General features: G+C 52.3%; 1 protein-coding gene. It reads right to left on the reverse strand.

Annotated features, from left to right (window positions below; translation table 11 throughout):
- A partial coding sequence (gene srfAB, locus D5S11_RS20510) for a surfactin non-ribosomal peptide synthetase SrfAB (protein ID WP_128424642.1) occupies positions 1–7,166 on the reverse strand: 7,166 nt, incomplete at both ends.

A 7,166-nucleotide genomic window follows, 5' to 3' on the forward strand; every position in this document is an offset into this window, starting at 1 on the left:
ATGCGTCAAGGAGGGCTTGTTTTTCAGCATCGCTGATCAGTGAAATCTCAGGCAGCTTTCTGTCCGGACTTTCTGCCGCTTGCTTCAGAATCCGCAGGAACCCGGCGCTCCACTTTTCAATTGTTTCTTTTTTAAACAGATCAGTCGCATATTCAAACTGAAGGCCGAGACCTTCTTGATCCGTAAAGCCGCCGAGTGTCAGATCGAATTTCGCCGTGCCTTGGTTTGACTCATACGGAGTGATGCGCAGGTTCTCCAGTTCCAGTGTTTCTTTATCCGGATCTTCTGTCGTCACCATAACCTGGAACAATGGGTTGCGGCTCATATCTCTCGGCAGGTCAAGCTTTCCGATCAGATCTTCAAACGGATAATCCTGATGCGCCAGCGCGTCAAGATTGGTTTGTTTCACCCGTTCGAGCAGCCCGGCGAAGGTCTGCTCTTTTCGCGTTTCATTGCGAAGCGCAAGCGTATTGACAAACATCCCCGGCATTTCCTGAACTTCGGCGCTCGTTCTTCCGGCGGTCACCGAGCCGATAATGATATCGTGCTGCCCCGTGATTTTGCTCAAAAAGACATGGAACGCGGCGTGAAGCACCATATGAAGAGTCGCTCCCGATGATTCCATTAATTCACGCACCGCTTTTTCCGTTTCACGCCCCGCTCTGAAACGGACGGATTGTCCTTTAAAACTTTGAACCGGCGGACGGGGGAAATCGGTCGGCAGATTCAATTCAGGAAGCTCGCCGGAAAATGCGGAGAGCCAATAACGCTCATGGTCTTTCATCCGTTCGGCCTGCTCGGGTTCATTCTGCCAGACGGCGAAGTCTTTATAGTGCAGGTTCGGCGACGGCAGGCTTCCGCCTTTGTAAAGATGAGCGAGCTCTTTGACCAGCATACTTCTGGACACGCCGTCGGCAATAATATGATGCATATCCAGCAGCAGCAGGTGTTTCTTTTCATTCAGTCTGACAAGAGCGGCCCGAATGAGCGGAGCCGCACTCAAATCGAACGGCTTAATGAATGCCTGAATGATAAGATCCGCTTTCTCCTCGTCTGCTGCTTCAAAGATGTGCAGGTCAATGTCAGCCTGTTCTGCGATCTGCTGCATCGGGCGGCCGTTTTGATCGATAAAGGACGTCCGCAAAGATTCGTGGCGATCGATCATCTGATTGAGCGCTTCCTGAAGCCTTGAAATATTGACTTCTCCTTCCATCAGAAGAACGGACGGCATATTATAACTGATTGTCTCCCGGTCAAGCTGGTTCAGGACGTACATCCGTTTTTGGGCGGATGATAACGGGTACGCGTCTGCACTGTCGGCCGGTGAGATCATCCGATATCCCTCAGATACCGCTGATTTTTCAATATATGCGGCAAGCAGGCGGACAGTCGGCTGTTCGAACAGCGCTTTTAACGGAACCGTTTTGTCCAGTTCAGCCTGAATATTGGCGAGGAGCATCATGCCTTTTAAAGAGTGCCCGCCATAATCGAAGAAATTATCGTCAATGCCGAGCGTATCCGTACCGAGTGTCTGTTTCCAAATGCGGCACAGCTTTTCCTCCAATTCCGTTTCCGGCAAGGCTGAAGCTGTTTGCGCCGTTTGGCTGACGCCCGGTTTCGGAAGGGCGTTTTTATCGGTTTTTCCGTTGGCTGTAAGCGGAATGCGGTCTACCTGCACGAAATAGGCCGGAAGCATATGAGACGGCAGTGTTTCGGAAAGCCGTTTGCGAAGCTCAGAGCCTTTCAGCTCGCTGTCGGCTTTATAGTACGCGCACAGTTCCGGCAGCCCGCCTTCGCTGACTGCGAGAACGACCGCCTCCTGAATGCCGTTTACGCTTAACAGCACAGTTTCAACCTCTTTTAATTCAATGCGGTAGCCCCGGATTTTCACCTGATCATCCGCACGGCCGATAAATTCAATCGTCCCGTCAGGAAGCCTGCGGACGACATCTCCCGTTTTGTACATGAGGCTGTCCGGTGAAAAAGGATTTGAGAGAAATTTCTCCGCCGTCAGCTGCGGACGGTGAAGATATCCTCTGGCAAGCCCCTTCCCGGTAATATAAAGCTCGCCGCTTGCGCCCGGAGGAACGAGCTGCATTGCTCCGTCCAATACAAGCGCGCCGGTATTTGCGATCGGGCGGCCGATGACGGGACGCTGCTCATATTGATCAAGACGCTCCATATTGATCCGTTCCGCAATGGCGCCGATCGTCGTTTCCGTCGGCCCGTAGTGATTGATGAAGTCGGTATGGGCGTATACGTCATGAAACTTGCGGACATCGGACGTGATGATCTTTTCTCCGCCGAGCACCACTAAACGAAGCGGGCTGAAACGGCGTTCTGACGTAAAACGGGCTGTATTGACGATCATATGGAACAATGACGGCGTCAGTTTCATATACGTAATGCCGTTTTTCTGTATATACTCACCAAGCTGATCAGGCGCGGTGTACGTCTCTTTCGGCACAATGTGCAGCTCGCCGCCCGCCTGAAGAATCGGGAATATAGCCGTATAGCCGAGATCAAATGCGTAAGAAGACAGCAGCACGGATTTGTCAGCTTCGGTCAAACCGGCTTCACGGCTGAACCATGTGACATAATTGATTAGATTGCGGTGCTCCAGCTGGACGCCTTTCGGTTTGCCCGTTGTTCCCGAGGTATAAATGATATATGCAAGCTGGTCGGCGCCGGGCTCCGTTTCAAGCCGGTCGGCGCTTTCGTTCTGCCATTCTCCGTCTTCCATTACGACCGTTTTTCCTTTATAAACGGCAGCCGCGGTCATGTTTCTCTCATTGACGACCAGAAGCTTCGTTCCGCTGTCTTCAAGAGAGTAGCGGATTCTCTCTTCAGGAGTCTCCGGATCAATCGGGAGAAATGCCGCTCCGGCTTTCATGACGCCGAGAATCGCGGTAATCAAGTCGGCCGAACGATCCATCATAATGGCTACGATGTCCTCACTGCCCGTTCCGCAAGCCTGAAGGTGTCGGGCAAACCGGTTCGAGCGTTCATCAAGCTCACGATATGTCAGACTAGTTCCGCCCGCAACCGCCGTGAGATCAGGCGTTTTTTGCGCTTGCCGTTCAAACAGCGAAACAAAAGTGCCCTCAGGCAGATCCGCCTCCGTCCGTTTTTCATCAGAAAGGAGCGCTTCCCGCTCAGGAGCTGACAGCAGGCTTGCATCGGCCAGCTGAATATCCGGATTTTCAGCGCAGGCTTTAATCAGATTGACAAAATGAGCGCTCCAGCGGCGGATGGTTTCGTCCGCAAATAAGGCTTTCGCGTAATCAAAGCTCAATCCGACCTCTTCTCCGCGCTCAGCCGCTTCTAAGGAAAGATCAAATTTAGCGACATGATGATGCATGGAGTAAGAAGAAATCTCCAAATCTCCGAGCCGCAGGGCCGGGATCTCCATGTTCTGCATATTAAATAACACGCTGAACAGCGGACTCCGGCTTGTGTCCCTCGTTAACGGCAGTTTTTCAATTAATTCTTCAAGCGGATAGCTTTGATGCTCAAAAGCTTGAAGGCTCGCCGTTTTCACCTCATCCAGAAATTGTTTGAACGTTTTTTTGCCGGCAGGATGCGACCGAAGCGCAACTGTGTTGACAAACATGCCCGGCACGTCTTGGAGATCAGGATGCTGTCTTCCGGCCGCCGGAGACCCGACTACGATGTCTTCCTGACCCGAATATTTGGACAGCAGCACTTGAAAAGCGGCTAACAAGAACATGTACATCGTCGTATCCGTATCAGCCAGCAGCTTCTTAATCTGCGCCGTCACCTGTTTATCAAGCCCGAAGATGACGCGTTCCCCTTCAAAACTGCGCTCGGCAGGACGCGGGAAATCAAGCGGCAGATCCAACACCGGCAGATCGCCTTTGAACGTATCAAGCCAGTAGGCTTCGTGCTGATCGAGACTTGCTTTTTCACGCTGCCAGACTGAAAAATCCTTATAATGAATCTTTGGCAGCGCAAGCTCCGTGCCTTGATAAAGCTTCGCAAGATCACCGATGAAAATGCCCATTGAGCTTCCGTCCGTAATAATGTGGTGCATGTCAATCAGCAGAAGATGCCGGTCTTCTTCAAGCCGGATCAGCTTCGAACGGACCAGCGGCGCACGATTGAGCGCAAACGGCCTGATAAAGGCTTTTGTCAGCTCTTCTGCATCTTCTTCCCGGCCCTCGGCGGTTTCAAGCTCAAACGACACATTTTTATGAATGGTCTGCACGACTTCTCCATCTGCCATGTCAAACGACGTACGCAGTGTCTCATGACGGTTGATTAATGCCTGCATGGCCTCTTCAAGACGGTTTTTGTCTACTGATCCTTCCAGCAGAAGTACAGCAGGGACGTTGTAGCTCGTGCTGGCCTGTCCGAGCTGATTAAGGATATACATCCTGCGCTGTGCTGAGGAAACAGGATAATGCTTCTGATAAGGCGCTTGTCGGATCGGTTCAAACTGCTGTTCCTCCTCGCTCTCATGCTCCAAATAATGCGCAAGCTCCTGAATGGTCGGCTTTTCAAATAACACTTTAATCGGTACTTCTTTTTGAAAGTGCTCCTGGATTTTAGCGGTCATCATCATGGCTTTTAAAGAATGTCCGCCAATCGTGAAGAAATTGTCAGTCACACCCGCTTTTACACCGAGAATGCCTTCCCAAATGTCCGCGAGTTTCTGCTCCGCTTCCGTTTTCGGCGCTACGTATTCTTTTTGAACGGCTTCAGCCTGAGGCTCAGGCAGCGCTTTTTTATCAATTTTTCCGTTCGCCGTCAGCGGAAACTGATTCACCTGGATGAAGTGCGCGGGAATCATATATTCCGGAAGTGATTCCGAAAGCGTTTTGCGCAGGTCTTCCGGCGAAAGGGCTTGGTCTGCCGTAAAGTAACCGCAGATTTCATTTTCATCCGCTTTATTTTTCCGGATCACAGCCGCAGATTCCGTCACATTCTCCGCCTGGCTGATTTTCGCCTCGATCTCGCCGAGCTCGATTCTGAAACCGCGGACCTTTACTTGGTTGTCAATTCTGCCGAGAAACTCGATCGTGCCGTCCGGAAGCCACTTCGCCAAGTCCCCCGTCCGGTATATCATTTCATCCGGTCTGAACGGATCGCGGACAAACTGCTTCTCCGTTAATTCAGGCAGGTTCACATAGCCTCTTGCCACTCCGCTTCCGCCGACGCACAGCTCACCGGGCGCGCCGATCGGCTGGAGGTTGCGGTTTTCATCCATAATATACGCAGTGGAATTTCCGATCGGCTTCCCGATCGGGATCGAACCGTCGTAGTCCTGATCAATGAGAAAACTCGTCGAAAACGTCGTATTCTCCGTCGGCCCGTAGCCGTTCCAAAGCGACAGCTCCGGTGATGCCTTCCTCACTTTGCTGACGATATGCGGCACAAGCGCATCACCGCCGATGATGAGGTGCCGGAGCGTGTTAAACATGCCGGCATCCTTTTGGGCAAGCTGATTAAACAGCGGAGACGTCAGCCACATGGTCGTGATCCGCTGCTCTTTCAGAAATTGGGCAAATTGTCCGGCGTCAAGCAGCGTCTCTTTTGTCACCGGGTGCAATGACGCTCCGTTCAGCAATGCGCCGAAGACTTCGAAGGTTCCGGCATCGAAGCTGACGGCTCCCGTTTGCGCCATCCGGTCTTCTTCATGAACCGGCACGTAATTCGAATGTTTGACGAGCCTGATGATATTTCTGTGTTCAATCATGACGCCTTTCGGTTTGCCGGTCGATCCGGATGTATACATGATATACGCTAAGTCGTTGCCGCCGGCCGGAAGATTCAAGTCTGTTCCGCTTACCGTTTCATCCGCGCTTTCATCCAGCATGACGACCGGGACTTGCAATGCGCCCGCTTGTTCTTGATAGTCCTGAACTGTCAGCACGAGCCGAATCGAGCTGTCTTCCGCCATAAAGCGGAGACGGTCCTCCGGAAAAGCCGGATCAATCGGCACATATGCGCCGCCTGCTTTTAGGACGGCAAGCATTCCGACAACGGTTTCCGCAGACCGGTCGTTCATAATAGCGGCGGTCCGGCCTTTTTCCAGCCCGCTCTTCACAAGGTGTCTCGCCAGACGGTTGGCCGCTTCGTTCACTTCACGGTAGGTCCATTCGCGTCCCGCTTCTTTTATCGCGATGCTTGCAGGCGTCCGGTTTGCCTGTGCTTCAAACAAACGGTGAACGGCCTCCTCTTCCGGAAGCGCCGTTTTCGTATCATTGAATATTTCAACAATCTGCCGCTCTTCTTCGCCTGAAACAAGGCCGAGTTCCCGCACGGGCGCGTCAGGCGTTCCGACCGCGGCTTTCATCATGCGGGTCAGATGGTGCGCCGTTCGTTCGATGGCATCATGAGCGAAAGCCGCTCCATTGTATTTGATTTTGACAGTCCACGTTTTTCCCGGATACACGATGAGATTGAAATCAAAGCTCGTCTGCTCAAAAGCATGTTCCACTTTAATGGAAAAGCCGAGTCTTTCCTCCATGCCCCCGTTTTCCAGCTCTTTGTCCAGCGGATAGTTTTCAAACGCGACCAAGTGATTTAAGAGGCTGCCGTCCAGGGCGGAGCGCTTTTGAATGTCATAGAGCGGCACATAATCATAGCGCTCGGCTTCCACGGCGTTTTTCTGAACTGCCGCCATCACGTCCGAAAAGGCTGCATCTTTGTCAATTTTGATTCTGACGGGAATTGTATTGATGAACAGCCCCGCCATCGTTTCTATGCCGTTGATTTCTGAAGGACGGCCTGATACGACGGTGCCGAACACCACATCGTCTGTATAGTTGTATTTGCTGAGCACCGCACCCCAAACGGCCTGAAACAGGTTAGGTCCCGTGACTTGATGCCGGTTGGCGGTCTGCTGAATCTGCGCGACCAGCTCTTCATCCCAGACAAAAGAATATTCTTCATTTTGGTAGTCTTTCTTTTCTGCTGCCAGACGGCCCGGGAGCAGGCTCGGCTGTTCGAAATCCGCCAGGCGGCTGCTCCAATATCGTTCCGCCTCCTCATAATCCCGGCCTCCGAGCCATTTGATATAGTCAGAGTAAGGTTTGCCCTGGCTTCCCCCGGCGGGCCGGCCGGCACGAAGCGCTTCATAGTTTTGGAACAGGCTTTTCATCAAAACGCCCATACTCCAGCCGTCCATGACGATATGATGA

Origin of the sequence: Bacillus sp. L75 (assembly GCF_003676355.1) — a bacterium.
Lineage (GTDB): Bacteria > Bacillota > Bacilli > Bacillales > Bacillaceae > Bacillus > Bacillus velezensis.